The sequence below is a fragment of the Caulobacter sp. GW822-FHT01G02 genome (genome assembly GCF_058802865.1).
This window is the reverse complement of record NZ_JBXAON010000001.1, coordinates 1,138,859-1,163,514: the sequence shown is the minus strand read 5'-3', so window position 1 is coordinate 1,163,514 and position 24,656 is coordinate 1,138,859. Positions and strand designations below refer to the sequence as shown.

Genomic DNA, 24,656 nt, shown 5'->3' with positions numbered 1-24,656 from the left:
GTGGCAGTCCCTAGGGGAGTCGAACCCCTCTCTCCAGATTGAAAATCTGGCGTCCTAACCGATAGACGAAGGGACCACATCGTCGCCGAAGCGGAACATAGCCGATATATAGCCTCGCGGGTGGCAGTCCCTAGGGGAGTCGAACCCCTCTCTCCAGATTGAAAATCTGGCGTCCTAACCGATAGACGAAGGGACCACGGCCCCGCGAGGAAGCGGGTGTATAGCCGCGACCTTAGGGGTGCGCAAGCGGGCGAAAGTCATTTTTTCAGTCCGCCCACGACGCCTGTGGCAAAGGGTCTATTCTGAGTATCGCGCTCTGGGATCATGGGCGTCCTCGATCTCCAACTGGACGCCGTTGCGGCCCATGTAATCGTCCGGCTTCAGCTTGCCGACGACATCCAGCGCGCCGCCGCCCGCCAGCAGACGCTGGCCCAGCGGCGTTTCGGCGCTGCGCCAGCTGATGGCCTTGATGCGGTCGCCCGTGGGGCCCACGAGGTCCATGCGCACGTGGCCGCCTTTCAGCGCCGAGACCCGGTCGGGCCTCACCTGGGTAAGCGCGAACATCGGCTCGGGATTGCCGGGGCCGAACGGGGCCAGGCGCTGGAAGTCGTCGAGCAGCGCCCGATTCGCCGCGCGCGGCTGCACGAGGGCGTCGATCTCGACCGACTCGACGCCCACAGCCTCCATCTCACCGGCCAAGCGTTCCTCCAGGAAGGCGCGGAACTCTGGAATCATCTCGGGACGGATCGACAGGCCGGCCGCCATGGCGTGGCCGCCGCCGGCCATCAGCAGGCCCGCCTCGAAAGCGGCCTGGATGGCGCGGCCCAGATTGACGCCGGGCTGCGAGCGGCCCGAGCCCTTGCCGACATTGGCGGCGCGGTCGACGCCGATGACCACCACCGGCTTGCGATAGCGTTCGCGCAAACGGCCCGCGACGATGCCGATGACGCCGGGATGCCAGTCCTCGCCGGCCACCACGATGACGGGCGCGTCGGTGTTGAAGTTGCCGCGCTCCAGCACGGCCGCGGCCTCTTCGACCACGGCCGCCTCGACAGCCTTGCGCTCGGTGTTGAGACCGTCCAGCTCCTCGGCCAGGGCGGCGGCTTCCAGAGGATCGTCGGTCGACAGCAGCTTGGCGCCGAGGTCCGAGCGCCCGATGCGGCCGCCGGCGTTGATACGCGGCCCCAGGATGAAGCCGGCGTGGAACACGGACGGCTCGCCCGAGCCCTTGCCGACCTCGAACAAGGCCTTCAGCCCTGGATTGGCCCAGGCGCCCATGGTCCGCAGGCCCAGCGCCGTCAGGGCGCGGTTGAAGCCGACCAGCTGGGTGACGTCGCAGACCTCGCCCAGGGCCACGAGGTCGAGCCACTGGCGCAGGTCCGGTTGCGGCCGCTCATCGGAGAACAGGCCGCGCTTGCGGGCCTCGCGGTTCAGGGCGGCCAGCAGCACGAAGGTCACCCCGGCGGCGGCCAAGACCCCCTGCCCGCTCTGGCAACCGGGACGGTTCGGGTTGACCACGGCGGCGGCGGCTGGCGGATCCTCGCGCATCAGGTGGTGGTCGATAACCACGACCTCCAGGCCGATTTCGGCGGCGCTGGCGATGGCGTCATAGGCCGCCGCGCCGCAGTCCAGGGTCACGACCAGCTCGGCCCCGCCGTCACGGATCGTCTTGAACGCCGCCGGGCTGGGGCCATAGCCCTCGGTCAGGCGGTCGGGAATATAGATAGGCAGTTCGACGCCCATATACCGGAACCAGCGGACCAGTTGGGCGGCGCTGGTGGCCCCGTCGACATCGTAGTCGGCGAAGACCATGGTCGGGCGGCCTCGCTCCAGGGCGTCGATCAGGATCTCGGCGGCCCGGTCCATGTCGGTGAAACTGGACGGGTCCGGAAACAGCGCCTTCAGGGTCGGACGCAGATAGTGCTCAGCCTGCTCCAGCGAGACGCCGCGCGAGGCCAGGGCCCGGGCCAGGGGCTCGGTCAGGCCGTGACGCTGCTGGATGTCGCGCACCACGGCCATGTCGGCCGGCCGCTCGCGCCAGGCGCGGCCGCTCAGCGAGCGTTCGACGCCCAGAAAAGCGCTGGGCAAGGCGCTGGCGGAAATATCGGTGACACCATCGGCGGGCATCGCTGGAGAGTAGCTGGTCACGTGGATTCGGACCATGCGGCGCCGAGACGACAGGCCCGGACGCAGGGAGTCTTTGCTTGGCGCGCGATGGCCGCCAAAACCGGCGACCACTTTCGGCTATCGCTTAGCCCGCCTGAACCTCGCCGCGAACCTGCTCGACCTCGTTGGCCGAACCCAGCACCACCGGCACGCGCTGGTGCAGCTTGGTAGGTTGGATGTCGAGAATATCCGTAACGCCCTCGATCGACTTGCCGCCCGCACGCTCGATCAGCAGGCTCATCGGGTTGGCTTCGTACATCAGACGCAGCTTGCCCGGCTTGGCCGGTTCGCGGGCGTCCCACGGGTACAGAAAGATCCCGCCGCGCATCAGGATGCGGTGGACGTCGGCGACCATCGAAGCCACCCAGCGCATGTTGAAGTTCTTGCCCCGCGGGCCGTCCTTGCCCGCCAGGCAGCCGTCGATGTAGCGGCGCACCGGCGGCGCCCAGTGGCGCTGGTTGGACATGTTGATCGCGAACTCGGCCGAGTCGGCCTTGATCGCCAGATTCGGGTGGGTCAGCAGCCACTGGCCGTCGGCGCTGAGCGTGAAGCCGTCGACGCCGCCCGACAGCGTCAGGACCAGCATGGTCTGCGGGCCGTAGACGGCGTAACCGGCGGCGACCTGGTTTCTGCCCGATAGAAGGAAGTCAGCTTCCGTCGGCGCGTGGCCCGTTGGCGCGGGCAGCACCGAGAAGATCGTCCCGACCGAGACGTTGACGTCGATATTGCTGGAGCCGTCCAGCGGGTCGAAGGTCACCAGATAGCCGCCCACACGGCCGGTCGGCTCGACTTCTTCCAGCTCTTCAGAGGCCAGGCCGGCGACGGCGGCGCAGGCCTTCAGGGCGTCGCTGAGCATGTCGTTGGTGATGACGTCGAGCTTCTTCTGCTCCTCATCCTGGACGTTGGTGCTGCCCGCGGCGCCCAGGCTGCCCGAGAGCGCGCCGGAAGCGACGACGCGGCTGATCCGCGCGCAGGTCGCGGCGATCGTCTGGACCACGTCCTTGAGAGCGGCGTCGGCCGGCTCGGCCGCGAGCCGGGCGGCCAGGTCGACAAAGGCGGTCATCTGGAATCCTCGAAATCGAAAGCAGAACGGCCGCCCTACAGGACGGCCATGACAGAAAGGTCTCAGACCTTCCGCTTCATGCGGACCTCGCGGACGGTGCCCGTCGAGGAGTTCATCACCAGGGTATGGGTGTGGACGCAGCCGTCACGGAAGACGACGCCGTCCAGCAGCCCGCCGCGCGTCACGCCGGTGGCGGCGAAGATCGCCTCGTCCCGGACGATCTCGTGCAGGTCGTACTTCTTGTCGAGATCCGTCACGCCCCAGCGCGCGGCGCGGGCGCGCTCGTCGGCGTTGCGGAACAGCAGGCGACCCTGAAACTGTCCGCCGACGCACTTCAGCGCCGCGCAAGCCAGGACGCCTTCCGGCGCGCCGCCCGAGCCCAGATAGAGGTCGATGCCGGTCGAAGGATCGGTGGTGTTGATCACCCCGGCCACGTCACCGTCCGTGATCAGATGGATGCGAGCGCCGGCGGCGCGGACCTTGGCGATGATATCGGCGTGACGCGGACGATCCAGGACGCAGACGGTGATCTCGGTCTCCGCCACGCCCTTGGCGTCGGCGATCGCCTTGATGTTCTCGGCCGGCGAGCGGTCCAGGTCGATCACCCCTGCGGGCAGGCCCGGACCGCAGGCGATCTTGTCCATGTAGGTGTCGGGCGCGTTCAACAACGTGCCCTTGGGCGCCCAGGCCATGACCGTAAGAGCATTGGGCTGGGCCTTGGCCGCCAGGGTCGTGCCTTCTAGCGGATCCAGGGCGATATCGACCTTGGGCCCCTTCCCCGTGCCGACCTTCTCACCGATGTACAGCATCGGCGCCTCGTCGCGCTCACCTTCGCCGATGACGATTTCGCCGTCGATATCCAGCGTGTTCAAGGCGTTGCGCATCGCGTCGACGGCGGCCTGATCGGCGGCCATCTCGTCGCCACGACCCAGCATCGTCCACGACGCGATGGCGGCGGCTTCGGTTACGCGAACGGCGTCCAGGACCAGCGAGCGGTCCAGGGTGTTCGAACTCATCCGTCTCTCCCGACCGCCCCGGAAGAAGGCGGCCTTGTTCCCAATGTCGCCTTCAACGCTCAGTTTTCTGGGTCGTCTAGATGCGCGCGACGCGCAGAAGGCGGGGACGCTCTAGCACGGTCTGCAATTTTTCGATGCGGCTAATCGCGTCCAGAAGTTTCGATTCCGGCGTCGCATGGGTAACGAGCACGATCGGCACGCCGCCCGCTCCTTCGACGGGCTTTTGCAGGAAGCTGTCGATCGAAACGCCACATTCGGCCAGGGTTTCGGAGATGGCGGCGATCACGCCCGGCTGATCCTTGACCATGATCCGCAGATACGCCTTGCCCACCGCGCGGGCCGGATCGATGGCGATGAACGGGGCCAGAGCGCCGGCCGGAGCCTGGAACACGGGGCGGACGGCCTTGGTCATCACGTCGGCGATGTCGGCGGCCACGGCGGCGGCGGTGGGACCCGCGCCCGCGCCCGGCCCCTGGATGAAGATCCGGCCGATGCGCTTGCCCTCGATGAACAGAGCGTTGAGCGCGCCGCCCGCCTGGGCCAGCGGATGGTCCAGCGGGGTTAGCGAGGGATGCACCTTCACGGCCACGCCATCGTCGGTCTTGGCGGCGCTGGCCACGAGCTTGATGCGGTAACCCAGGTCCTTGGCCAGCTTGATGTCGAGCAGCTCGACATCGCTGATGCCCTCGATCTCGGCGGCCTCGAAGTTCGGGGCGCAGCCGAAGGCCAGGGCGGCCAGGATGCTGATCTTGTGGCCAGCGTCGAAACCGCCGACGTCCGTGGTCGGATCAGCCTCGGCATAGCCCAGGCCTTGGGCTTCGCGCAGCACGTCGGCGAACGAGCGGCCAGTCTTCTCCATCTCGGTCAGGATGAAGTTGCAGGTGCCGTTGAGGATGCCCGCGACCGAGACGACGTCGTCGCCGACCATGGCCTCGCGCAGCATCTTCACAGCCGGGGTGCCGCCCATCACGGCCGCCTCGAACAGCAGCGGCACGCCCTGGGATTCGGCCAGGGCGGCCAGCTCGGCGCCGTGAACGGCGATCAGGGCTTTATTGGCGGTGACGACCGGTTTTCCGGCCTTCAGCGCGGTCTCGACGGCGGCCTTGGCCGGGCCGTCGCTGCCGCCGATCAGTTCGACGAACAGGTCGACGTCCGGCGAGGCGGCCAGGGCCACCGGGTCGTCGAACCAGGCCAGGTTCGAGATGTCGACCGGACGGGCGCGGGTCTTGTTGCGGGCCGAGACGGCGGTGACCACCGCCCGGTCGCCGGCCGGCGCGAAGTCCGGGCGCTCGGCCAGGAATTGCAGAAGTCCGCCGCCGACGGTGCCGAGGCCCGCGACGCCGACGCGCCAGGTCTTCTTCGTCATCTTCGAGTCCTTGGAGTCGAAACCAGCCCTCAGGCCTGTTCCATCTTGTTGTGAGCCTTGGCCAGGATGGAGTCGGCGTTGGCGATGAATTTCTTCACATTGCGCGCGGCCTGGCGGATGCGGTGCTCGTTCTCGACCAGGCCGATCCGGACATAGCCCTCGCCATACTCGCCGAAGCCGATCCCCGGGGCGACGGCGACGCCGGCCTCCTCGATCAGCAGGCGCGAGAACAGCATCGAGCCGGCCTCGCGATAGGCCTCTGGAATCTTGGCCCAGGCGAACATCGAGGCCGGCGGATTGGGGATGTCCCAGCCAGCGCCCTTCATCGACTTGATCAGGGTGTCGCGGCGGCTCTTGTAGATGCCGCGGATCTCGTCGACGCAATCCTGCGGGCCGTTCAGCGCCGTGGCCGCGGCCACCTGCACCGGGGTATAGGCGCCGTAATCCAGGTACGACTTCACGCGGGCCAGGGCCGCGCAGATGCGGGCGTTGCCGACCACCATGCCCACGCGCCAGCCGGCCATGGCGTAGGTCTTCGACAGCGAGTTGACCTCGACCGCGATGTCCTTGGCCCCATCCACCTGCAGGATCGACGGCGGCGGATTGTTCTCGAAATAGATCTCGCCATAGGCCACGTCGCTGATCACCAGCAGGTCGTGCTTCTTGGCCAGCGCCACGGCGTCCTTATAGAAGTCCAGATCCACCCACTGGGCGGTCGGGTTCGACGGATAGGACAGGATCAGCACGCTGGGCGGCGGCACGGAGTGCTTCACCGCGCGGCTGATGTTGGAGAGGTACTCCTCCGGCGACAGGGCCGGCACATGGCGGATGATGCCGCCGGCCATGATGAAGCCGAAGGCGTGGATCGGATAGGCGGGGTTCGGGCAGATGATCACGTCGCCCGGACCGGTCAGGGCCTGGGCCAGGTTGGCGAAGCCTTCCTTGGACCCGAGCGTGGCGATCACCTCGGTGTCGGGGTTCAGCTTCACGCCGAAGCGGCGGCCGTAATAGTTGGCCATGGCCTTGCGAAGGCCGGGGATGCCCTTGGACGCGGAATAGCGCCCCGCCTTGGGGTCGCGCGCCGTCTCGATCAGCTTGTCGACGATGTGCTGGGGCGTGGGCATGTCCGGATTGCCCATGCCGAAGTCGATGATGTCGGTCCCCTCGGCGCGGAGGCGCGCCTTGATCTTGTTGACCTCTTCGAAGACGTAAGGCGGCAGGCGGCGGATACGGTGAAAATCGGTGCTCATGGGGGCTCTATGCGCCGCGTCGGCGCTCTGGGAGCGAAAAGTCGGGCATGGATAGACCCCGAGCGGGGCCACGCCAAGCCAGTTCAAGGACGATTATGCCTCCGTCGGCCTATTTGGGCTGGGACGGAGGCGCGCTAGCTCGGCCGCGTGCGTCACGGGCGAAGGCTTCGGTGGCGGCGCGATCGGCGTCGGTCGGCGCCTCGAAGGCGGGCGGCTTGGCGTCGCGACGAGCCTTGGCCGCGTAGGTCTCGCTGTCCTTGAGTTCCCAGGTGCTGGGCGCGGTGGCCGCCGTCAGGGCGTCGCCGGCGCGTTGCTGCTGCACCACGGCCGCGCGCACCTGGTCGGCGGTCGGCACGTCCGTGGGGATCGCCGGGATGTCCGAGAACTTGCGGCGTTCGCCCTTGGCCTTGGCCGCGGCGGTGGCGCGGGCGGCGATCGGCGAACTGGGATCGACCTTGGCGGTCGAGAACGGCGTCGCGCACGCGGCCACGCCGGCCGTCAGGCCGACGATCAGAGCGACACGTACGATTTTGCGGGTTTCGCCGTTCATTGGTTCTGGTCTTATGCGATGATCGCGGCGAGCGAAAGGCGTTCGGCGCCGCTTTTCGCGAACAAGACAATAGCACGCGGAGGAAACCTCATGGCCACGGCGAAGGCGGCTCCCAAGGCCCGGAAGAAAGCTTCCCCCAAGGACGAGATCGCCGCCCCCAAGGTCAAGGCCCCGCCCAAGACCAGCAAGGCCAAGTCCAGGCCAGCGGCTCCCGAGGCGCCGCCCAAAACCGAATCGGCTAGCAAGACTTCGGAGGGCTTCCAGGGCGGCCAGACTCCCCCCCCCTTCCCGCCGTTCGAAAAGGTGCTCTCCGCCGACCAACTGAAGATGGTCGAGACCCTCTCGGCCAACCTGGCCCGCGCCGCCGTCACCGCCCAGGGCGCGATCGCCGAAGCCGCGCTGCGCCAGGCCGACCGCCCGGCCGCCCTGACCCCCGACCCATTCCATGTCGCGCCCGCCCTGAACGAGGTGATGACCCGCCTGGCCGCCCAGCCCGACCGGCTGATGCGGGCTCAGGCCGACCTCTTCAGCCAGTACATGGACCTGTGGCAGTCGACCGCTCGCCGCGCCGCCGGCGAGGCGGTCACCCCCATTGTCGCCCCCGCCGCCGGCGACAAGCGCTTCAACGACCCGGACTGGGCGTCAAACCCGATGTTCGACCTGATGAAGCAGTCGTACCTGCTGTCATCGAACTGGCTGAACGGCCTGATCGCCGAGGTCGAGGGCGTCGATCCTAGCGCCAAGCGCCGGGTCGAGTTCTTCACCAAGATGCTGACCGACGCCTTCTCGCCGTCGAACTTCCTGATCTCCAACCCCGCCGCCCTGCGCGAGGTGGTGCAGACCCAGGGCCAGAGCCTGGTGCGCGGCATGGAGAATTTCGCCGCCGACCTGGAGCGCGGCGGCGGCCAGCTGGCGATCAGCCAGACGGATCTGGCCAAGTTCAAGGTCGGCGAGAACGTCGCCACGGCGCCCGGCAAGGTCGTCTACCAGAACGACATCCTGCAACTGCTGCAGTTCGATCCGACCACGGAAACGGTCTGCGAGATCCCGCTGCTGATCTTCCCGCCGTGGATCAACAAGTTCTACATCATGGACCTGCGGCCCGAGAACTCGATGATCCGCTGGCTGACCGGCCAGGGCTTCACGGTGTTCGTCGCCTCGTGGGTCAATCCGGACCAGAAGCTCGCGGCCAAGACCTTCGAGGACTACATGCTCGAAGGTATCTACGACGCCACTCAACAGGTCATGACCCAGTGCGGCGTCGATCGAGTCAACACGGTCGGCTACTGCATCGGCGGCACCCTGCTGTCGGTCGCCCTGGCCCACATGGCCGCGCGGGGCGACAAGCGAATCAATTCGGCCACCTTCTTCGCCGCCCAGCAGGACTTCGCCGAAGCCGGCGACCTTCTGCTGTTCACCAACGAGGAATGGCTGCAGTCGATCGAGCAGCAGATGGACCAGGCCGGCGGCTTCCTGCCCAGCCAGTCGATGGCCGACACCTTCAACGCCCTGCGCGGAAACGACCTGATCTGGTCGTTCTTCGTCAGCAACTATCTGATGGGCAAGGAGCCGCGGCCGTTCGACCTGCTGTTCTGGAACGCCGACCAGACCCGGATGCCCAAGGCGCTGCACCTGTTCTATCTGCGCAACTTCTACAAGGACAACGCCCTGACGACGGGCAAGCTGTCGCTGGGCGGCGAACGCCTGGACCTGTCGAAAGTGAAGATCCCCATCTACGTCCAGTCGTCCAAGGACGACCACATCGCGCCCTATCGCAGCGTCTATCGCGGGGCCAAGGCGTTCGGCGGCCCCGTGACCTTCACCATGGCCGGTTCGGGCCATATCGCGGGCGTGATCAACCATCCGGACGCCAAGAAGTACCAGCACTGGACCAACGAGAGCCTGCCCGGCGACGTCAGTGAATGGATCGCGGGCGCGCAGGAGCATCCGGGCTCTTGGTGGCCGCACTGGGCGGCCTGGCTGAAGGCGCGCTCGGGCGATCAGGTCCCGGCTCGTGACCCGACCAAGGGCCCTCTGAAGCCGCTGGAGGAAGCGCCGGGCTCGTTCGTCCTGGTCAGGTCCGACGACTAGAGCGCGCGTGTTGGCGCCCAGCGCGTTTTGATCGACGACTGAGGCCTTCAAGACCCACGTTCGCCCAAATGCCGCCGCGATCGTGGCGAAGCTTCCGCGCCATGCTCACGCTGGATCGCCGCACCGTTCTGGGGATGGCCGTCGTCGCGCCCTTCGCGGCGGCGAGCGACGTCAGTCACGCGCTGATTCCCGACGCCGGCCGCAAGCTGGCCATGGCCGCCCGCCAGCAGGTCGGCGTCACCGTCGACTACGATCCCAGCTACCGCAATATCGGCTATCCCAACGGCGACGTGCTGCGCACCAGCGGCGTCTGCTCCGACGTCTTGGTCCGCGCCGCCCGCGACGCCTGGGACATCGACCTGCAGCGGCAGGTGCACGAGGACATGCTCAAGGCCTTCTCGGCCTATCCGTCACGCCGCGAATGGGGCCTGACCAAGCCTGACGCCAATATCGACCACCGGCGGGTGCTGAACCTGGAGACCTTCCTGACGCGGCAAGGCGCCAGCCTACCCCTGCCCGCCCGGCGCCCCTTCGGCGGCGACGGGTTCGAGTCGCCGCTGCCCGGCGACGTCCTGACCTGGCGACTGGCTGGCGGCCGTCCGCACCTCGGCGTCGTGGTCGACGGCCCGCAGCATGTCCGCGTAACGCACAATATCGGCGAAGGCGTCCGCGAGGAGCCCCTCTGGATGTTCAAGCTGCACAAACCCGCCGGGCACTATCGCTGGCGGGTCTGAGGACCGGTCCCTAGAGACCGGCGTCCTCCTTGAGGCCCAAGGCGATGTTCATGTTCTGAACGGCCGCGCCCGAAGCGCCCTTGCCCAGATTGTCCAGCAGCGCCACCAGACGCGCCTGGCCGCTACTGTCGGAGCCGAACACGAACAGCTTCAGGCGGTTGGTGCCATTCAAGCCTTCCGGATCCAGGGTCGTCAGGCTCTTGGCTTCCTCGAGCGAGGCGACCTCGACGAATTTCTCGCCCTTGTAGTGCTTGTGAAGGGCGGCGTGGATGTCGCCCAGCGACGGCGCGCCGTTCAGCGTCGAGAAGTGCAGCGGCATCTCGACGAGCATGCCCTGGCGATAGCGGCCGACGGCCGGCATGAAGATCGGCCGGCTCAGTAGACCGCCGTGCATCTGCATTTCCGGCACGTGCTTGTGGCCCATCGACAGGCCGTAGATCCGGTACGGGACCTTGGTGAAGCTTCCGATGCTTTCGTCCTCGAACTCGGCGATCATGGCCTTGCCGCCGCCGCTGTAGCCTGAGACGGCGTTGTACGAGACCGGCAGTTCCGGCGGCAGGATGCCGGCGCTGACCAGCGGCCGCGTCAGGGCGATGGCGCCGGTCGGGTAGCAGCCCGGGTTGGAGATGCGCTTGGCCTTGGCGATCTTGCCGCGCTGCTGCTTGTCCAGCTCGGGGAAACCGTAGGCCCAGCCCTCGGCGGTGCGATAGGCGGTCGAGGCATCGATGATCACCGTGTTCGGATTGGTGACCAGCGCCACGGCCTCCTTGGCCGCATCGTCGGGCAGGCACAGGATCACGGCGTCGGCGCCGTTCAGCATCTCGGCGCGGGCGTCGGCGTCCTTGCGCTTGTCGGGGTCGATCGAGACCAGCTGCAGGTCGGTGCGGCCGGTCAGGCGCTCGCGGATCTGCAGGCCGGTGGTGCCGGCTTCGCCGTCGATGAAGACCTTGGGGGCGCTGGTCATGCGGACTCCGATCCTGGCTCTAGCCAGAGGAAGCAGAAAACAGAGACAGAAATGAAAAGGGGCGCTTCGGCCTGACCGAAGCGCCCCTTCCCGTAAGACGTAATCGTCGCGATTAGCGCTTCGAGAACTGGAAGCTGCGGCGGGCCTTGGCCTTGCCGTACTTCTTACGCTCGACGACACGGCTGTCGCGGGTCAGGAAGCCGTGCGGCTTCAGGACCGGGCGCAGGCCGGGTTCGTAGTAGGTCAGAGCCTTGGACAGGCCGTGACGGATGGCGCCGGCTTGACCCGACAGACCCGAGCCTTCGACGGTCACGATGACGTCGAATTGACCCAGACGGTCGGTCACTTCCAGCGGCTGGGCGATCATCATGCGCAGCACCGGACGGGCGAAGTAGACTTCCTGGTCACGACCATTGATCGTGATCGAGCCCTTGCCCGGCTTGATCCAGACGCGAGCGATCGCGTTCTTGCGCTTGCCGGTCGCGTACGAGCGGCCTTGGGCGTCGATCTTGGGTTCGACCGGAGCGGCAGCTTCCGGGTTGCTGGACAGGCTGGCCAGCGCTTCAAAGCCTTGTGCGTCGGTCATGGCTTAGAGGCTCCGGGTGTTCTTGGCGTTGCGGGCCGCGAAGTCGACGACTTCAGGGCTTTGCGCTTGGTGCGGGTGCTCGCCGTTGTTGTAGATGAGCAGGTGCGTGAGCTGCTTGCGAGCCAGCGGGCTCTCCTTCGGCAGCATGCGCTCGACGGCCTTCTCCAGGACGCGTTCCGGGAACTTGCCGCCCAGCACCTTGCGCGGGGTGGTTTCCTTGACGCCGCCCGGGTGACCGGTGTGACGGTAGTACACCTTATCGTCCATCTTCTTGCCGGTGAACTTCACCTTGTCGGCGTTGATGACGACGACGAAGTCACCGCAATCGACGTGCGGGGTGTAGTCAGGACGGTGCTTGCCGCGAAGACGCATGGCGATGAACGTCGCCAGACGGCCGACAACGGCGTCCTGGGCGTCGACCACGATCCACTTCTTCTCGACCTCGGCCGGCTTCAACGAAGCCGTGATCTTTTGCATGGGATTGATCCGTAATTTCTAGGCGTCCGACCCCGAGAAATCCGGTTTCGTCCGTGTGAGGCGCGGCATGTACGGGAGGGTTCGCGCGCTGTCAACAATGCGGAAGCAAGAAAGTACACAAACCCTTACTTTACAAAGGCTTGCGTGATACGGTATTCAGATACCGTATCACGCAATCTTCCCTAGCCGCGCTTGAACCACGATTTCTTGGTCTTGGGCGCCTCGGCCGACGGGGCGGCGGCAGGCGCGATCGCCGGGGCGTCGAAGCCGAAGGCGTGGCGCATGACCTGGAAGATGTAGCTCTCCTCGACCACGCCGCGCAGCAGGAAGGCCTGCGGGCCGTCGGCGAACACCCCCACGTCCTCGCCGGCGTGAGCGGCGCTGGCGAGGTTCACCGTGGCCTGCTGGTGATAGTCGACGTCGTCCAAGTCTTCCTTGGCCGGGTCGTTGCGCGTGTTGTTGCCCGTCGGCCCGCCCGGGCCGGTAGCGAACATCAGGGTCGTATAGGCCTTGCCATCGCCGGCGATGGCGGGGTCGCCCTCGTTGCCGGCCATGCCCAGGATCGGCGAATTGCGGGCGGCGTAGCCTGAGATCACCAGACCGTGGCTGTGGTCGGCCGTGACGACGACCAGGGTGTCCTTCAGGTCGACCTTGGCCAGCACGGCGGCGATGGCCTTGGAGAACTCGACCGTCTCGCTGAGCGTGCGCTTGGCGTTGCCCAGGTGGCTGCCCATGTCGATCTTGCCGCCCTCGACCAGCAGGAAGTAGCCGTTCGGGTTCTTGGACAGCACGTCGACGGCCGAGGTCGCCATCTCGGCCAGTGTCGGGACGCCCTGCCCCAGCACTGCGCGCTCCACCTCGTACGGCAGGTGCTCGGGCGCGAAGAGGCCCAGCACGTGCCTGGTGTCGGCCGGAATGGCCTTCAACTGGTCGACGCTGGTCACGTAGGACGAGCCCGGACCTTCCGCCTTCAGCCACTCGGCCGTCAGGTCCCGGCCGTCGGCGCGCTTGCCGTCCTTGTCGTCGGGGAGGAAGCGCGAGCGGCCGCCGCCCATGACGACGTCCAGCCGCAGGTTGTCGGGCGCTTCGATCAGCTGGCGGGCGATGTCCTTGCAGCCGGCCTGCAGGGCCTCGACCGGCATGTCGCCGTCGCCTTCCCAGTCGCGATAGGCGGTGTGGGCGTAGGCGCCGGCCGGGGTGGCGTGGGTGACGCGGGTGGTGGTGACGACGCCGGCGGCCTTGCCGCGCGCCTTGGCCAGCTCGGCCAGGGTGTCGACGCCATTGCCCTTCTCGGTCTCGCACTTCTCGCCAATCGCCGCGCCGGTCAGGCCGATGATCTTGTTGCGGGTCTTCACGCCGGTCATGATCGCGGTGATACCGGCGGCGCTGTCGGTGACCTGGGTGTCATGGCTGTAGGTCTTGGAGAGCGCCGAATAGGACAGCTTCTCGAAGGCCAGCGAATTGGACTCGCCATCGACGCCCTTCAGCTGGCCGTCATAGATGCGGCCGGCCGTGACCGTCGAAATGCCCATGCCGTCGCCCAGGAACAGGATGACGTTCTTGGCCTTGCCCGTGTTCGGGACCACGGCGATCTGCCTGGCCAGGGCGGCTTCGCCGGCCTTGTAATAGGCGTCCGCGGCGCTGACGGCGGCGTTCGGCGTTTGGGCGAACGCTAGAGCAGGAAAGGCGACGGACGCGACCAGCGCGAGAACAATGGGGCGGATCAAGGCCAAGCTCCATGAGGAATCGGCCCGATTTGCGCCCCGCGTGTGACAGTTGTTGCGGGACTTTGTTTCAGCCCCTCAAAATTCAGGGCCTGCGCACCCGCCACGCGAAGACGGTCGCCGTCGCCAGCAGCACGGCCGCGCCCGCCTGGTGCAGCACGCCCAAAGCGATCGGCACGCTGGCCATCAGCGTCCAGATCCCCAGTCCCGCCTGCAAGGTGACGACGATCGCCACGGCCACGGCCGCGGCCTTGCTGCCCGGCGCCAGCGGACGATCCCGCTGCGCCAGGAAGGCGATCGCCAGACCGGCCGCGAACAGGGCGTAAGCCGTCAGCCGGTGGTGCAGTTGTACGGCGCCCTGGCTGTGCGCCAGCGTGCCCCACAGACCCTTGCCCAGATATTCGGCGGGGAAGAAGCCGCCGTTCATCAGCGGCCAGTCGTTATAGACGAGGCCCGCGTCGTTGCCGGCGACCAGCGCGCCCAGCAGGCTCTGGAAAAACACCGCGCCCAGGAAGGCCAGGGCCCAGCCGCGCCAGGCGGAGCGCTCCTCGACGCGCGGCGATCCATTCCAGGCGTCGAGCGCGGTCCAGATCAAGACGACGAACAGGGCCAGCGCCAGGCCCAGGTGGGTCATCAGCCGCTCGGGCGCGACCGAGACGCGCTCGGAGAGGCCGCTCGACACCATCCACCAGCCCACCACACCTTGCAGGCCGCCCAATCCCAGCATGACGGCGCAGCGCCAGATCAGACGGCGCGGGATGTCGCGGCGGATCAGGAAGACGGCGAACGGGATGGCGAAGGCCACGCCCACGGTCCGCCCCAGCAGCCTGTGCGCCCACTCCCACCAGAAGATGCCCTTGTAACCCTCCAGGGTCATGTCCGGGTTCACGAGCTGGAACTGGGGGATCTTCTTGTAGAGCTCGAAGCTCTCGCGCCAGGCCTGCTCGGACAGGGGCGGCAGCGCGCCCATGATCGGCTTCCACTGGGTGATCGAAAGACCCGAGTCGGTCAGGCGGGTCGCGCCGCCCACGACGACCATGGCGAACACCATGGCGGCGACGATGAAGAGCCAGATCGCGACGGGGCGCGAACGGTCGGAACGCAGGAAGGACGTCATGGGGCCTGAAAAGCGTCACTACTGGGCCGAAATGCGGCGAGACCTCCCTACGCCCGACGCTTGCCCGCATCAATGTTTCTGTGGCTCGGCATGACGGCGCCGCGGGTTCGTGCGAGAAACGGGCGTCTTGGGCGAGGCGGGACGGAGAAAACAATGAGCGGCATGGGCGTATTCGCGGCGGCGGTGATCGGCATCCTGGCCGGCTGGATCGCCGACATCGTGCTGGGTCGCCACCACTCGCTGTTCATCAAGCTCTTGATCGGCGTGATCGGCTCGTTCATCGGAGCCTTCATCGCCTCGCGCATCGATCTGCACCTGGCCGGCTTCGTCGGCGAGCTGATCGTCTCCAGCGTGGGCGCGATCCTGTTCCTGGCCGTGCTCGGCCTTTTCCGGAGAACCGCGTGAGCGCTCCCATGAAGCCGGCCCGCCAGATACCCGCGAGACTGCGCAAGCTGATCGGCGCGTTCGCCGTGATGGCTGTCCTGTTCGCCTGGATCTGGGCCTTCACCAGCCTCTACGACCACCTGCCGCAGAACCGCTTCGTGCACCTGGTCTATTTCGTGGTCCTGGGCATGGGCTGGGTGCTGCCGGTGATCCCGCTGATCTCTTGGATGGGCAAGGCCGACAAGCCGCTCGACGTCGGCCAAAGATAATCGCGGCCAGCGCTGCCCCCGAAATGAAAAAGGCCGCCCCGAAGGGCGGCCTTTCGTCTTCCGCCCCATTCCCGAAGGAAAAGGGTTTCCCTAAGGAAATGGTCGGAGCGACAGGATTTGAACCTGCGACCCCTTGACCCCCAGTCAAGTGCGCTACCAGGCTGCGCCACGCTCCGACGGAAGAGGCGCTCTTATAGGCGCCGCTCCCCCATTGGGCAACAGCGATTTCGGACGAAATTCAACCCCTGACGAGAAGACCGTCCAGGCGTGATTTGATGGCCGTCAGGTCGTCCAGCGCGAAGGCCAGACGATCGCGCGCATGCGCGTCCAGACGCTTGGCGGGCGCATCCGAAATCTCATAGTCGAAATTGGGATCCAGGCTGGCGGAGCCGTTCGAGCCTATGCCGGCGGCGATCACCTGGGCCAAGCCCTGATCGCGGTGCAGCTTCTGCACGCCTTTGATAGTCAGGCCTTCGCTGTGCAGCAAGGTGCGGACGCCGTTCAGCACGGCCACGTCCTGCGGGCGATAGAAGCGTCGCCCGCCGGCCCGTTTCATCGGGCGAATAAAGGAGAACTTGGTTTCCCAGAAGCGCAGCACGTGCTGCGGCACGCCCAGCTCATCGGCGGCCTCTGAAATCGTGCGGAAGGCGTTCGGCCCCTTCGCCACCGCATCGATTCCCTAGTCGCCCAAGGCGCGGTCGATTCGCGCCTTCATGACCTGGGAGGCGCGGAAGCCGATCACCCGACGGGGTTCGATCTCGGCCGGCTCGCCAGTCTTGGGATTGCGCCCCATGCGGGCGCGCTTGGCGCGGACCTGAAAGACGCCGAAACCGGAAAGCTTGACCGTCTCGCCCTCTTCGAGCGCCTCGGCCACGAGATCCAGGGTGCGCTCGACCAGGCCGGCGCAGTCCTGACGGGTCAATCCGACCTCTTCATGGACCGCCTCACACAGGTCGGCCCGGGTCAAAGTAGCGCCCTTCATGCAACCCCCTTCACGCGTATCTTGGCGGTCCGATAGACCACCTCCGATGGAGCACTCGCGGCGAACCTGAGTATGCCGCGACCGCCCTCAACGGACCGCGCCCAAAATTCACCGACGACCTCATGCCGTGATTATCGCATGAAGTCAAAGGCTCAACGTCAGGAGTTCATGCCCGACGAGAAGATCGCGCAAGCTGCGCCTTAAAGACGCAGAACGCAGGCGCCCCAGGTCAGGCCGCCGCCCATGGCTTCCAGCAGCAGCAGATCGCCTTTCTTGATTCGACCATCCTTCACGCCGTGCGCGAGGGCCAGCGGGATCGAGGCGGCCGAGGTGTTGGCGTGGGTCGCGACCGTCGAGATCACCTTTTCCTCGTCGATGCCGCAACGGTGGGCGACGCCGGCGAGGATGCGCTGGTTGGCCTGGTGCGGGATGAACCAGTCGACGTCCGCCACCTCGACGCCGGCGTTGGCGGCGGCCGCGTGGATGGCTTCGGAGATGTTGATCACGGCGTGCTTGAAGACCTGGTTGCCTAGCATCCGCAGCTTGCCGACCGTGCCGGTCGTCGAGACGCCGCCGTCGACATAGAGCAGGTCCTGTTTGGTCCCGTCGGCGCGCAGGGCGAAGCCCAGCAAGCCCTGGTCGCCGGTGGTCCCCTCGCCCTCCTTCGGCTCCAACACGACGGCGCCGGCGCCGTCGCCGAACAGCACGCAGGTGCCGCGGTCGCTCCAGTCCATCAGGCGGGTCATGGTCTCGGCGCCGATCACCAGGGCGCACTTGGCGTGACCGCGCGCCACGAAGCCGTCGGCGACGCTCAGGGCGTAGACGAAGCCCGAGCAGACGGCCTGGACGTCGAAGGCGATGCCGACGGGCGCGCCCAGCTTGCGCTGAACGATGGTGGCGACGGCGGGAAAGGTCAGGTCGGCCGTGGTGGTGGCCACGATGATCAGGTCGACGTCGGCCGCGGACTTGCCGGCGGCCGCCAGGGCCTCCTTGGCGGCCTCGACGGCCAGGTCCGAGACCGGCTGGTCGTCGGCGGCCTGGTGGCGCTGGTGGATACCGGTGCGCTCGACGATCCAGGCGTCGCTGGTGTCAACGAACTTGGCCAGGTCATCATTGGTCACGATCTTCGGCGGCAGATACGCGCCGACGCCAGTCACTGCACTGCGAGTTACGCTCACTCGGCCGCTCCCTGCCCCTGCTCCGGGGCTTCGCTCTTGGCCGCCACGGCGGTCAGACGCTTCAGATTTCTATCGACCTCGGCGCGGAAATCGCTGCGTGCGAGGTTGGTGGCGACCCGGACGGCCGCGGCGAAGCCGTTGGCGTCCGCGCCGCCGTGGCTCTTGACCACGATTCCATTGAGACCCAGCAACGGGGCTCCGTTCACCCGGCTCGGATCCAGCCGCTGGCGCATTTTCTTCAACGCGCCGGAGGCGATCAGGGCGCCGAGCATGGCCATCGGTCCGGAGGTCAGGGTGGCCCTGATCTCGTTCGAGAAGAACCGCGCCATGCCCTCGGCGGTCTTCAGGGCCACATTACCGGTGAAGCCGTCCGTGACGACGACGTCAACCGTGCCGTACGCGATGTCATTGCCCTCGACGAAGCCGTGATAGTCGAAATCGAGCTTGGTATCGCGCAGGACGGCGTGAGCCTCGCGGACCTCCTCGTGACCCTTCTCGTCCTCGGAACCGACGTTCAGCAGCCCTACGGTCGGGCGCTTGGAGCCATGCACGGCGTGGTGGAAGGCCGCGCCCATGATCGCGAACTCGACCAGCTGGGCCGCGTCACTCTCGACATTGGCGCCGACGTCCAGGACCGTTGTCACGCCCTTCATATTGGGCCAGTTGGCGACGATGGCCGGGCGCTCCAGGTCCGCGCCCATGCGCAGGATCAGCTTGGAGATCGCCATCAGGGCGCCGGTGTTGCCGGCCGAGACGCAGGCCTGGGCCTGATTCTCGCGCAACGCCTCGATCGCGTTCCACATCGACGAGCCCTTGCCCCGGCGCATGGCCTGGGCGGGCTTTTCGTCCATGCCGATGGCCTTGTCGGTGTGGCGCACCTCGCTCACGCTCTTGGCGGAGGGATGCTTGGCCAGTTCAGCCTCGACCTTCGCGCCGTCGCCATGCAGCAGGAACCGCACACCCGGGAGCGCCTGGGCCGCTTGCGCGACGCCGGGCACGACGATGGAGGGGCCGTGGTCGCCGCCCATGGCGTCGACCGAGATGACTACGGATTGGGACACGTGGCGCTGTGAGCTCCGAGAGGCGGTCTCGCCGGGCGGCGGACGATACATCCGCGTGAATATCACGCAAGCGGTCGAGTCGGGCGCTTTCGCCCTACTCGCTGTCGCCTCTGAGGCTCTTTAGCGCCGCGAACGGGGAAAGTTCGACCGGCTCGGGCGGTTGGACGAACACCGCGCCCGGCTTGCGGGGGAACGGATCCAGTTCCAGGGCCAAGTGCTCGATCACGTAACCCGAGACGTCGATCTTGTCGCCGTCCAGCACGTCCGGCGGATCGTCGGCGTCCGGGTCGACGCCCAGGTCGCCGCTGTCCTCGTCCTGCGGTGCGTTCTTGCTGTTGGCCGGCAGAACGCGCAAGTCGAAGCGCGCGTCGATCGGCGTTTCGAAGTCGTCGGCCGTCGCGCTGCAGGTCTGGACCACGCGGGCGCGCAAGATGCCCGAGACCTCGGCCCCGTCCAGCCACGAGGTCAGGAACACCTCGGCGCTCAGTTCTTCCAGGCTCACCAGATCCAGTTGCTTGGCGATCGCCTTGCGCTGGTCGGCCGAGGGTTCCAGGCGCAGCTTGACGGCGCCACGGTCGACCTGGGCCAGCGAAATCTCACACGGCCAGGGCGCGGTCACGGGTTCGGCCATGTCACGTCTCCTTGTAGCAGGCCCTGCAGCGGCTGTTCCGCCAGGGCTTCGCGCGTCTTGATCACATAGGCGGCCAGGGCCGCGATGTCGCCCTCGCCGCGCTCCTCGAATGCGGTGCGGGCCAGGAAGCCGGTCATGCCCGCGAGATCCGGCAGGGTGGCGACGGCTTCGTCATAGGCCTTCAGACGGCCGTAGAAGGCGCCGGCCAGCTTCTTCATCTTCTTGCCGACCGCCGTGTCCGACACGCCGATCTCGCGGAAGGCGTCGTCCAAGCCCTTCACATACGAGTCGAAAACCGCCTGCGAGGTCTCCGCCGCCGCGTCGCCCTGCCCCTTCAGTCGCTCGATCAGGAATATCACATGCAGGCTGAAGAGTTCAAAGCGGCCTTCCATCGAGTCGCGGACGCCGAAGTCACGATAAAAGATCGCGGACCGCGCCTGAGCCACCGCGCCCGCATAGAGCTTGGCTCCCGCCGCCTTGGCGGGCCTGGGCTTGAGCCACCGATCCAGAAACATGAAACGCCTCGATTTCGCCGCGACATCCCGCTAGACGCGGGGTCCGCTTTCACGCGGGCATTGAACTAAGCTCCCGCGGGCGATAGGTCAAAGTCTGCATTTTTCCGGTTCGGAGCCTTGATGTCTCGCCCCGCCGTTTTCGCCGCCGCCATTCTGGGCCTGGCGATCGCCACGTCCGCCTGTACGCCGCTGACCAGCTACTCCGGCTTTCAGGCCATCGAGGCCAAGCCCGCCGACATGAAGGTCGGCGAGGACAGCAAGTCGACCCTGATGGAAAAGCTGGGTTCGCCGTCGGCGGTTTCGACCTTCGACAACAACACCTGGTACTACATCTCGCAGACGACCGACCGTGTGGCCTTCTACATGCCGCGCGTGATCAAGCGCGACGTCGTAGCCATCAAATTCAACCAGGCCGACGAAAAGGTCGCCTCGGTGAACACCTATACGCTGAAGGACGGCAAGGTCATCGCCTACAACGGCCGTGAGACTCCGACCCGCGGCCGCGAGATGACCATCCTCGAACAGCTGCTCGGCAACGTCGGTCGCGGCGGCATGCTCCCGCAGGACGACGAGGCCCCGGGCCAGCGCCCCGGCGGTCGCTAGAGCATTTTCCGATGGAGGGCCGCCGGCTCGCCGTCGAAAAAATGCGTAAGAGCAGGAAACTGGAGCATTTCACCGATCCAGTCGGATCGGAAAGCGCTCCAGAGTAAGTCGACAGCTCGACAGATCAAGAAAGCCGTCCACTGCAAGGTGGGCGGCTTTTTCGCGCGCCAGACGCCGAACCCCGCGCCGCCGCCCGACACGGTAAAGTAAATTTCTCCGATTTACTGTGAATTTGATATTCACCGTCCCAATTCGGATAGAATACTCACCCCTAAACACTTCATAAACCCAAAACGGGTCACACTCGACTCAAGCCACCTAAGTCGTGGCGCGGCGAATTCTCGACGGCGGTGGGAGACGCACTGTGGAAGGCATGGACCTTCGTGACGTATCGGTGCTTCTGGTCGACGACAACGCGAACATGCGCAAGCTCGTGGCCGAAATCCTGAAGGCCGCCGGCGTTCGCAGGATCCGCGAGGCCGGCGATGGCCTCGACGCGCTCAAGATCTTTCAGACGCAAGAGATCGACATCGTCTTCACCGACCTGATGATGCATCCGGTCGACGGCCTGGCCTTCATCCGCTGGATCCGCACCTCGAGCGCCAGCCCCAATCCGTACGTGCCGATCATCATGATGACCGGCCACGCCACCCAGCGCACGCTGACCGCCGCGCGCATGGCCGGCGTCACCGAGTTCCTGGCCAAGCCACTAACCGCGCGCGGGGTCATGCACCGGATCAACGAGATCGTGAACAACCCCCGACCGTTCGTGCGGGCCAGCGAGTATTTCGGCCCCTGTCGGCGTCGCCGGATCGACCACGAATTCTCCGGCGTCGAACGCCGGGGAGGCCAGCCGGACGAGATCACGGACGCCCTGTCCCAGATGGACCCCGAGGACGTGTACTAAGGTCCTCGACGGCAGGCCCCGAAGACAAAAACGCCCCGGAGGAAACTCCGGGGCGTTCCAGTTTCAGGCTGCTTTCGAAAGATTAGCCGTGGGCCAGCACCGCCAGCAGCAGCAGGGCCACGATGTTGGTGATCTTGATCATCGGGTTCACGGCCGGACCCGAGGTGTCCTTGTAGGGGTCGCCGACGGTGTCGCCGGTGACGGCGGCCTTGTGGGTGTCGCCGCCCTTGGTGTGCAGGACGCCATTCTTGTCGGTGAAGCCCTCTTCGATGACCTTCTTGGCGTTGTCCCAAGCGCCGCCGCCGCTGGTCATCGAGATGGCGACGAACAGGCCGGTGACGATCACGCCCATCAACATGGCGCCCAGCGAGGCGAACGCGTCGACCTTGCCGGCGATGGCCTTGATCACGAAGAACAGCACCACCGGCGAGACGACCGGCAGCAGGCTGGGCACGATCATCTCGCGGATGGCCGCCTTGGTCAGGATGTCCACGGCCTTGCCGTACTCGGGCTTGACCTCGCCGGTCATGATGCCCGGGTTCTCGCGGAACTGACGACGCACCTCGGCGACGACCGACTCGGCCGCGCGACCGACGGCGGTCATCGCCATGCCGCCGAACAGGAACGGCAGCAGGCCGCCGAACAGCAGGCCGACCACGACATAGGGGTTCGACAGGTCGAAGGTCACCGGCCCCATGCCGTCGAAGAAGCTGCCCGGCGTCGCATTGGCCGAGAAGAACTTCAGGTCCTCGGTATAGGCGGCGAACAGCACCAGGGCGCCCAGTCCGGCCGAACCGATGGCGTAGCCCTTGGTCACGGCCTTGGTGGTGTTGCCCACGGCGTCCAGCGCGTCGGTGGTGACGCGGACTTCCGGCGGCAGGCCCGCCATCTCGGCGATGCCGCCGGCGTTGTCGGTGACCGGACCGAAGGCGTCCAGGGCGACGATGAAGCCGGCCATCGACAGCATGGTCGTGGTGGCGATGGCGATGCCGAACAGACCCGCCAGATTATAGGTCACCAGGATGCCGACGATGATGGTCAGGGCCGGCAGGGCCGTGGATTCCAGCGACATGGCCAGACCCTGGATCACGTTCGTGCCGTGACCCGAGACCGACGCCTGCGCCACCGACTTCACCGGACGGAAGTTGGTGCCCGTGTAGTACTCGGTGATCATGACGATGGCGGCGGTGACCGCCAGACCGACCAGACCGCAATAGAACAGGCCATCGGCGGTATAGGTGCGCGCGGCCGTCACGACCGGGGCCGGGATCAGGTCGTGCAGCACGTACCAGACGGCCGGGATCGACAGCAGGCCCGTCACGATCAGGCCCTTGTAGAGGGCCCCCATGATGTTCTGGCTCTTGCCCAGGCGAACGAAGAACGCGCCGATGATCGAGGTGACGATGCAGACCGCGCAGATGGCCAGCGGCAGCAGCATCATGGCGCCCACGGCCTCCGTGCCACGGAAGAAGATGGCGGCCAGGACCATGGTGGCGACCGTGGTCACCGCATAGGTCTCGAACAGGTCGGCGGCCATGCCGGCGCAGTCGCCGACATTGTCGCCCACGTTGTCGGCGATGGTGGCGGCGTTGCGCGGATCATCTTCCGGGATGCCGGCTTCCACCTTGCCCACGAGGTCACCGCCCACGTCGGCGCCCTTGGTGAAGATGCCGCCGCCCAGACGGGCGAAGATCGAGATCAGCGAGGCGCCGAAGCCCAGGGCCACCAGGGCGTCGACGACGCCGCGGCCGGTTGGTTCCAGGCCCAGCGGGCCCGTCAGCACCCAATAGTAGCCGGCCACGCCCAGCAGCGCGAAGCCAGCCACCAGCATGCCGGTGATGGCGCCGGAGGTGAAGGCCAGCGACAGCCCTCTGGCCAGCCCCTCGGAAGCGGCCTGGGCCGTACGGACGTTGGCGCGGACCGAGATCAGCATCCCCGCGAAGCCGGCCGCGCCCGAAAGCACGGAGCCGACGAGGAAGCCCAGAGCGGCCCACTGGCCGATCAGCAGGTAGACGGCGACGAGGATGACCGCGCCAACGACCGAGATAGTGAGGTACTGCCGACGCAGGTAGGCTTGCGCCCCTTCCTGGATCGCCGCGGCGATCTCCTGCATCCTCGCATTGCCGGGCGACGCCCGCATCAGACTGGCCGTCTGCACGGCGCCGTACAGCACCGCCAGCAGCCCGGCCCCGATGGCCAGATAAAGCCAAAGACTCATTAGGTTCTTCGCCCCTTCGCGCTTCCAATCACGAGGGGGATGCCGGTCCCGGCGGCTGGAGGTAATGACGCACGTCAAACCGCCGCCCGGATCGACGGGCGGGCCTTTGGCCTCGTGCCCCCTCGATGCTCCCAAAATGACAGCCGAACGGCGTCATCCGAAAGAGACTGTCAGATGGTCGGGGGGCGCGCAACCCGCGTCGGCGCAAGCCTTTGCAGCGGCAAAGCTTGGCGCGGGGCATGGAATCAGGGGTGCAGTTCGCCCTGGCCGACCGGCTTGGCGGCGCTGGATTTGGGCGGCATCAGCTGCTGGCGGGGGATCTGCTTGACGATCTCGACCGAGGCGACCTTGCCCTTGCCCATCAGTACGCCGCATTGGCTCAGGACGAAGCTGGTCAGGCGCGGACCGTCGACTTCCTTCCAGGTGTCGGCGCGCGTGAACGGAGTCTTGTAGGCGGCCCGTACGATCGCGTCGCGCAGCATCGGCTCCTGGTCCTTCAGGGCCGCGGCGTCGGCGCCCTCCTTCAGCTTCAGGGTCATGGCGACGAAGACGTAGTTGACGATCCGGCCGTTGGCGATGATCGGAATGGTCATCGAGCCCAGCTTGTACGTCGGGTCGAGCGCCTGGCCCTCGCCCTCCTTCTTCTCCTTCTTGCCGCTATTGGCGAAGGCCGGCGCGGCCCCGATGGCGAAGGGGGCGGCGAAGGCGGCCGCGAGCAGGATACGGCGCGAGGGTGTGGCAAGATCGATCATGGCCATCATCCATAACCGACAGGGCTTGATATTGACCTAACCGGCTCCTTGC

25 protein-coding genes and 3 tRNA genes are annotated in these 24,656 nt (G+C 66.7%); 6 read left to right on the top strand and 22 right to left on the bottom strand.

Going from position 1 to position 24,656, the window contains the following annotated elements:
* Window position 1: 1 nt before the first annotated feature.
* The 8 genes from AC1RNC_RS05390 to AC1RNC_RS05355 form a co-directional block, all read right to left on the bottom strand.
* Window positions 2–76: transfer RNA gene (locus tag AC1RNC_RS05390), tRNA-Glu, on the bottom strand.
* Between the two features lie 45 nt (window positions 77–121).
* Window positions 122–196 (bottom strand) — tRNA-Glu (locus AC1RNC_RS05385).
* 101 nt (window positions 197–297) lie between these two features.
* Window positions 298–2,127: a single-stranded-DNA-specific exonuclease RecJ gene (gene recJ, locus AC1RNC_RS05380; RefSeq protein ID WP_492884402.1), complete on the bottom strand. Its 1,830-nt coding sequence runs from the start codon at window positions 2,125–2,127 to the stop codon at window positions 298–300.
* 124 nt (window positions 2,128–2,251) lie between these two features.
* Window positions 2,252–3,229, bottom strand: a complete 978-nt coding sequence (locus AC1RNC_RS05375) for a class 1 fructose-bisphosphatase (protein WP_492884307.1) — start codon at window positions 3,227–3,229, stop codon at window positions 2,252–2,254.
* 62 nt (window positions 3,230–3,291) lie between these two features.
* Window positions 3,292–4,245 (bottom strand): class II fructose-bisphosphatase, encoded by a 954-nt coding sequence (gene glpX, locus AC1RNC_RS05370; RefSeq protein WP_492840056.1) that lies wholly within the window; start codon window positions 4,243–4,245, stop codon window positions 3,292–3,294.
* A gap of 76 nt (window positions 4,246–4,321) precedes the next feature.
* A complete protein-coding gene (locus tag AC1RNC_RS05365; protein WP_492884305.1) occupies window positions 4,322–5,611 on the bottom strand; it encodes a homoserine dehydrogenase in 1,290 nt (429 codons plus the stop codon).
* Between the two features lie 29 nt (window positions 5,612–5,640).
* On the bottom strand, window positions 5,641–6,861 hold the full coding sequence (locus AC1RNC_RS05360; protein WP_125158118.1) for an LL-diaminopimelate aminotransferase: 1,221 nt from the start codon (window positions 6,859–6,861) through the stop codon (window positions 5,641–5,643).
* Between the two features lie 109 nt (window positions 6,862–6,970).
* A complete protein-coding gene (locus tag AC1RNC_RS05355) occupies window positions 6,971–7,411 on the bottom strand; it encodes a hypothetical protein (protein WP_395443762.1) in 441 nt (146 codons plus the stop codon).
* 90 nt (window positions 7,412–7,501) lie between these two features.
* Here AC1RNC_RS05355 and AC1RNC_RS05350 point away from each other — a divergent pair, with 90 nt between their 5' ends.
* Entirely contained in the window at window positions 7,502–9,502 is a 2,001-nt protein-coding gene (locus tag AC1RNC_RS05350) for a class I poly(R)-hydroxyalkanoic acid synthase (protein ID WP_492884303.1), read from the top strand.
* A gap of 101 nt (window positions 9,503–9,603) precedes the next feature.
* A complete protein-coding gene (locus AC1RNC_RS05345; protein ID WP_492884301.1) occupies window positions 9,604–10,236 on the top strand; it encodes a DUF1287 domain-containing protein in 633 nt (210 codons plus the stop codon).
* 10 nt (window positions 10,237–10,246) lie between these two features.
* Here the strand turns inward: AC1RNC_RS05345 and argC are convergent, their stop codons facing one another.
* The 5 genes from argC to AC1RNC_RS05320 form a co-directional block, all read right to left on the bottom strand.
* Complete coding sequence (gene argC / locus AC1RNC_RS05340; protein WP_492884299.1) at window positions 10,247–11,200, bottom strand: N-acetyl-gamma-glutamyl-phosphate reductase; 954 nt, start codon at window positions 11,198–11,200, stop codon at window positions 10,247–10,249.
* A gap of 112 nt (window positions 11,201–11,312) precedes the next feature.
* The gene (gene rpsI, locus AC1RNC_RS05335) at window positions 11,313–11,786 is read right to left on the bottom strand and encodes a 30S ribosomal protein S9 (protein WP_492840062.1); all 474 of its coding nucleotides are present in this window, start codon (window positions 11,784–11,786) and stop codon (window positions 11,313–11,315) included.
* A gap of 3 nt (window positions 11,787–11,789) precedes the next feature.
* A complete protein-coding gene (gene rplM, locus AC1RNC_RS05330; RefSeq protein WP_492840063.1) occupies window positions 11,790–12,263 on the bottom strand; it encodes a 50S ribosomal protein L13 in 474 nt (157 codons plus the stop codon).
* Window positions 12,264–12,445: 182 nt separating this feature from the next.
* Window positions 12,446–13,990, bottom strand: a complete 1,545-nt coding sequence (locus AC1RNC_RS05325; RefSeq protein WP_492884297.1) for an alkaline phosphatase — start codon at window positions 13,988–13,990, stop codon at window positions 12,446–12,448.
* Between the two features lie 82 nt (window positions 13,991–14,072).
* Window positions 14,073–15,104 (bottom strand): COX15/CtaA family protein, encoded by a 1,032-nt coding sequence (locus AC1RNC_RS05320; RefSeq protein ID WP_199743512.1) that lies wholly within the window; start codon window positions 15,102–15,104, stop codon window positions 14,073–14,075.
* Between the two features lie 153 nt (window positions 15,105–15,257).
* Here AC1RNC_RS05320 and AC1RNC_RS05315 point away from each other — a divergent pair, with 153 nt between their 5' ends.
* Together AC1RNC_RS05315 and AC1RNC_RS05310 are read left to right on the top strand one after the other, a co-directional pair.
* Window positions 15,258–15,509 carry a GlsB/YeaQ/YmgE family stress response membrane protein gene (locus AC1RNC_RS05315; RefSeq protein WP_125158111.1) on the top strand — a complete coding sequence of 84 codons (252 nt, stop codon included), beginning with the start codon at window positions 15,258–15,260 and terminating at the stop codon, window positions 15,507–15,509.
* Window positions 15,510–15,517: 8 nt separating this feature from the next.
* Window positions 15,518–15,757, top strand: coding sequence for a DUF2842 domain-containing protein (locus tag AC1RNC_RS05310; protein WP_492884400.1), 240 nt, complete (start codon window positions 15,518–15,520; stop codon window positions 15,755–15,757).
* Between the two features lie 99 nt (window positions 15,758–15,856).
* Here the strand turns inward: AC1RNC_RS05310 and AC1RNC_RS05305 are convergent.
* The 7 genes from AC1RNC_RS05305 to AC1RNC_RS05275 all read right to left on the bottom strand — a co-directional run bounded on the left by AC1RNC_RS05305 (window position 15,857) and on the right by AC1RNC_RS05275 (window position 20,124).
* A tRNA-Pro gene (locus AC1RNC_RS05305) sits at window positions 15,857–15,933 on the bottom strand.
* A gap of 62 nt (window positions 15,934–15,995) precedes the next feature.
* On the bottom strand, window positions 15,996–16,424 hold the full coding sequence (locus AC1RNC_RS05300) for a MerR family transcriptional regulator (protein WP_492884294.1): 429 nt from the start codon (window positions 16,422–16,424) through the stop codon (window positions 15,996–15,998).
* A 12-nt stretch (window positions 16,425–16,436) separates the two neighbouring features.
* Window positions 16,437–16,739, bottom strand: a complete 303-nt coding sequence (locus AC1RNC_RS05295) for an integration host factor subunit alpha (protein WP_099578878.1) — start codon at window positions 16,737–16,739, stop codon at window positions 16,437–16,439.
* Between the two features lie 200 nt (window positions 16,740–16,939).
* Window positions 16,940–17,917 carry a beta-ketoacyl-ACP synthase III gene (locus AC1RNC_RS05290; protein WP_492884292.1) on the bottom strand — a complete coding sequence of 326 codons (978 nt, stop codon included), beginning with the start codon at window positions 17,915–17,917 and terminating at the stop codon, window positions 16,940–16,942.
* Window positions 17,914–18,978: a phosphate acyltransferase PlsX gene (plsX, locus tag AC1RNC_RS05285; protein WP_492884290.1), complete on the bottom strand. Its 1,065-nt coding sequence runs from the start codon at window positions 18,976–18,978 to the stop codon at window positions 17,914–17,916. Before plsX ends, AC1RNC_RS05290 begins: the two co-directional genes overlap by 4 nt.
* 94 nt (window positions 18,979–19,072) lie before the next feature.
* A complete protein-coding gene (locus tag AC1RNC_RS05280) occupies window positions 19,073–19,609 on the bottom strand; it encodes a YceD family protein (protein ID WP_492884288.1) in 537 nt (178 codons plus the stop codon).
* Complete coding sequence (locus AC1RNC_RS05275) at window positions 19,594–20,124, bottom strand: ubiquinol-cytochrome C chaperone family protein (protein ID WP_492884286.1); 531 nt, start codon at window positions 20,122–20,124, stop codon at window positions 19,594–19,596. Before AC1RNC_RS05275 ends, AC1RNC_RS05280 begins: the two co-directional genes overlap by 16 nt.
* A gap of 120 nt (window positions 20,125–20,244) precedes the next feature.
* On the opposite strand from AC1RNC_RS05275, the gene AC1RNC_RS05270 reads away from it, so the two are divergent.
* The gene (locus AC1RNC_RS05270; protein WP_492840071.1) at window positions 20,245–20,727 is read left to right on the top strand and encodes an outer membrane protein assembly factor BamE; all 483 of its coding nucleotides are present in this window, start codon (window positions 20,245–20,247) and stop codon (window positions 20,725–20,727) included.
* Window positions 20,728–21,091: 364 nt separating this feature from the next.
* Complete coding sequence (locus AC1RNC_RS05265) at window positions 21,092–21,634, top strand: response regulator (protein ID WP_492840072.1); 543 nt, start codon at window positions 21,092–21,094, stop codon at window positions 21,632–21,634.
* 82 nt (window positions 21,635–21,716) lie between these two features.
* Here AC1RNC_RS05265 and AC1RNC_RS05260 read toward each other — a convergent pair whose 3' ends face one another.
* Together AC1RNC_RS05260 and AC1RNC_RS05255 are read right to left on the bottom strand one after the other, a co-directional pair.
* Window positions 21,717–23,852 carry a sodium-translocating pyrophosphatase gene (locus tag AC1RNC_RS05260; RefSeq protein WP_492884284.1) on the bottom strand — a complete coding sequence of 712 codons (2,136 nt, stop codon included), beginning with the start codon at window positions 23,850–23,852 and terminating at the stop codon, window positions 21,717–21,719.
* 245 nt (window positions 23,853–24,097) lie between these two features.
* Window positions 24,098–24,604: a hypothetical protein gene (locus tag AC1RNC_RS05255; protein WP_492884282.1), complete on the bottom strand. Its 507-nt coding sequence runs from the start codon at window positions 24,602–24,604 to the stop codon at window positions 24,098–24,100.
* Between the last annotated feature and the right edge of the window lie 52 nt (window positions 24,605–24,656).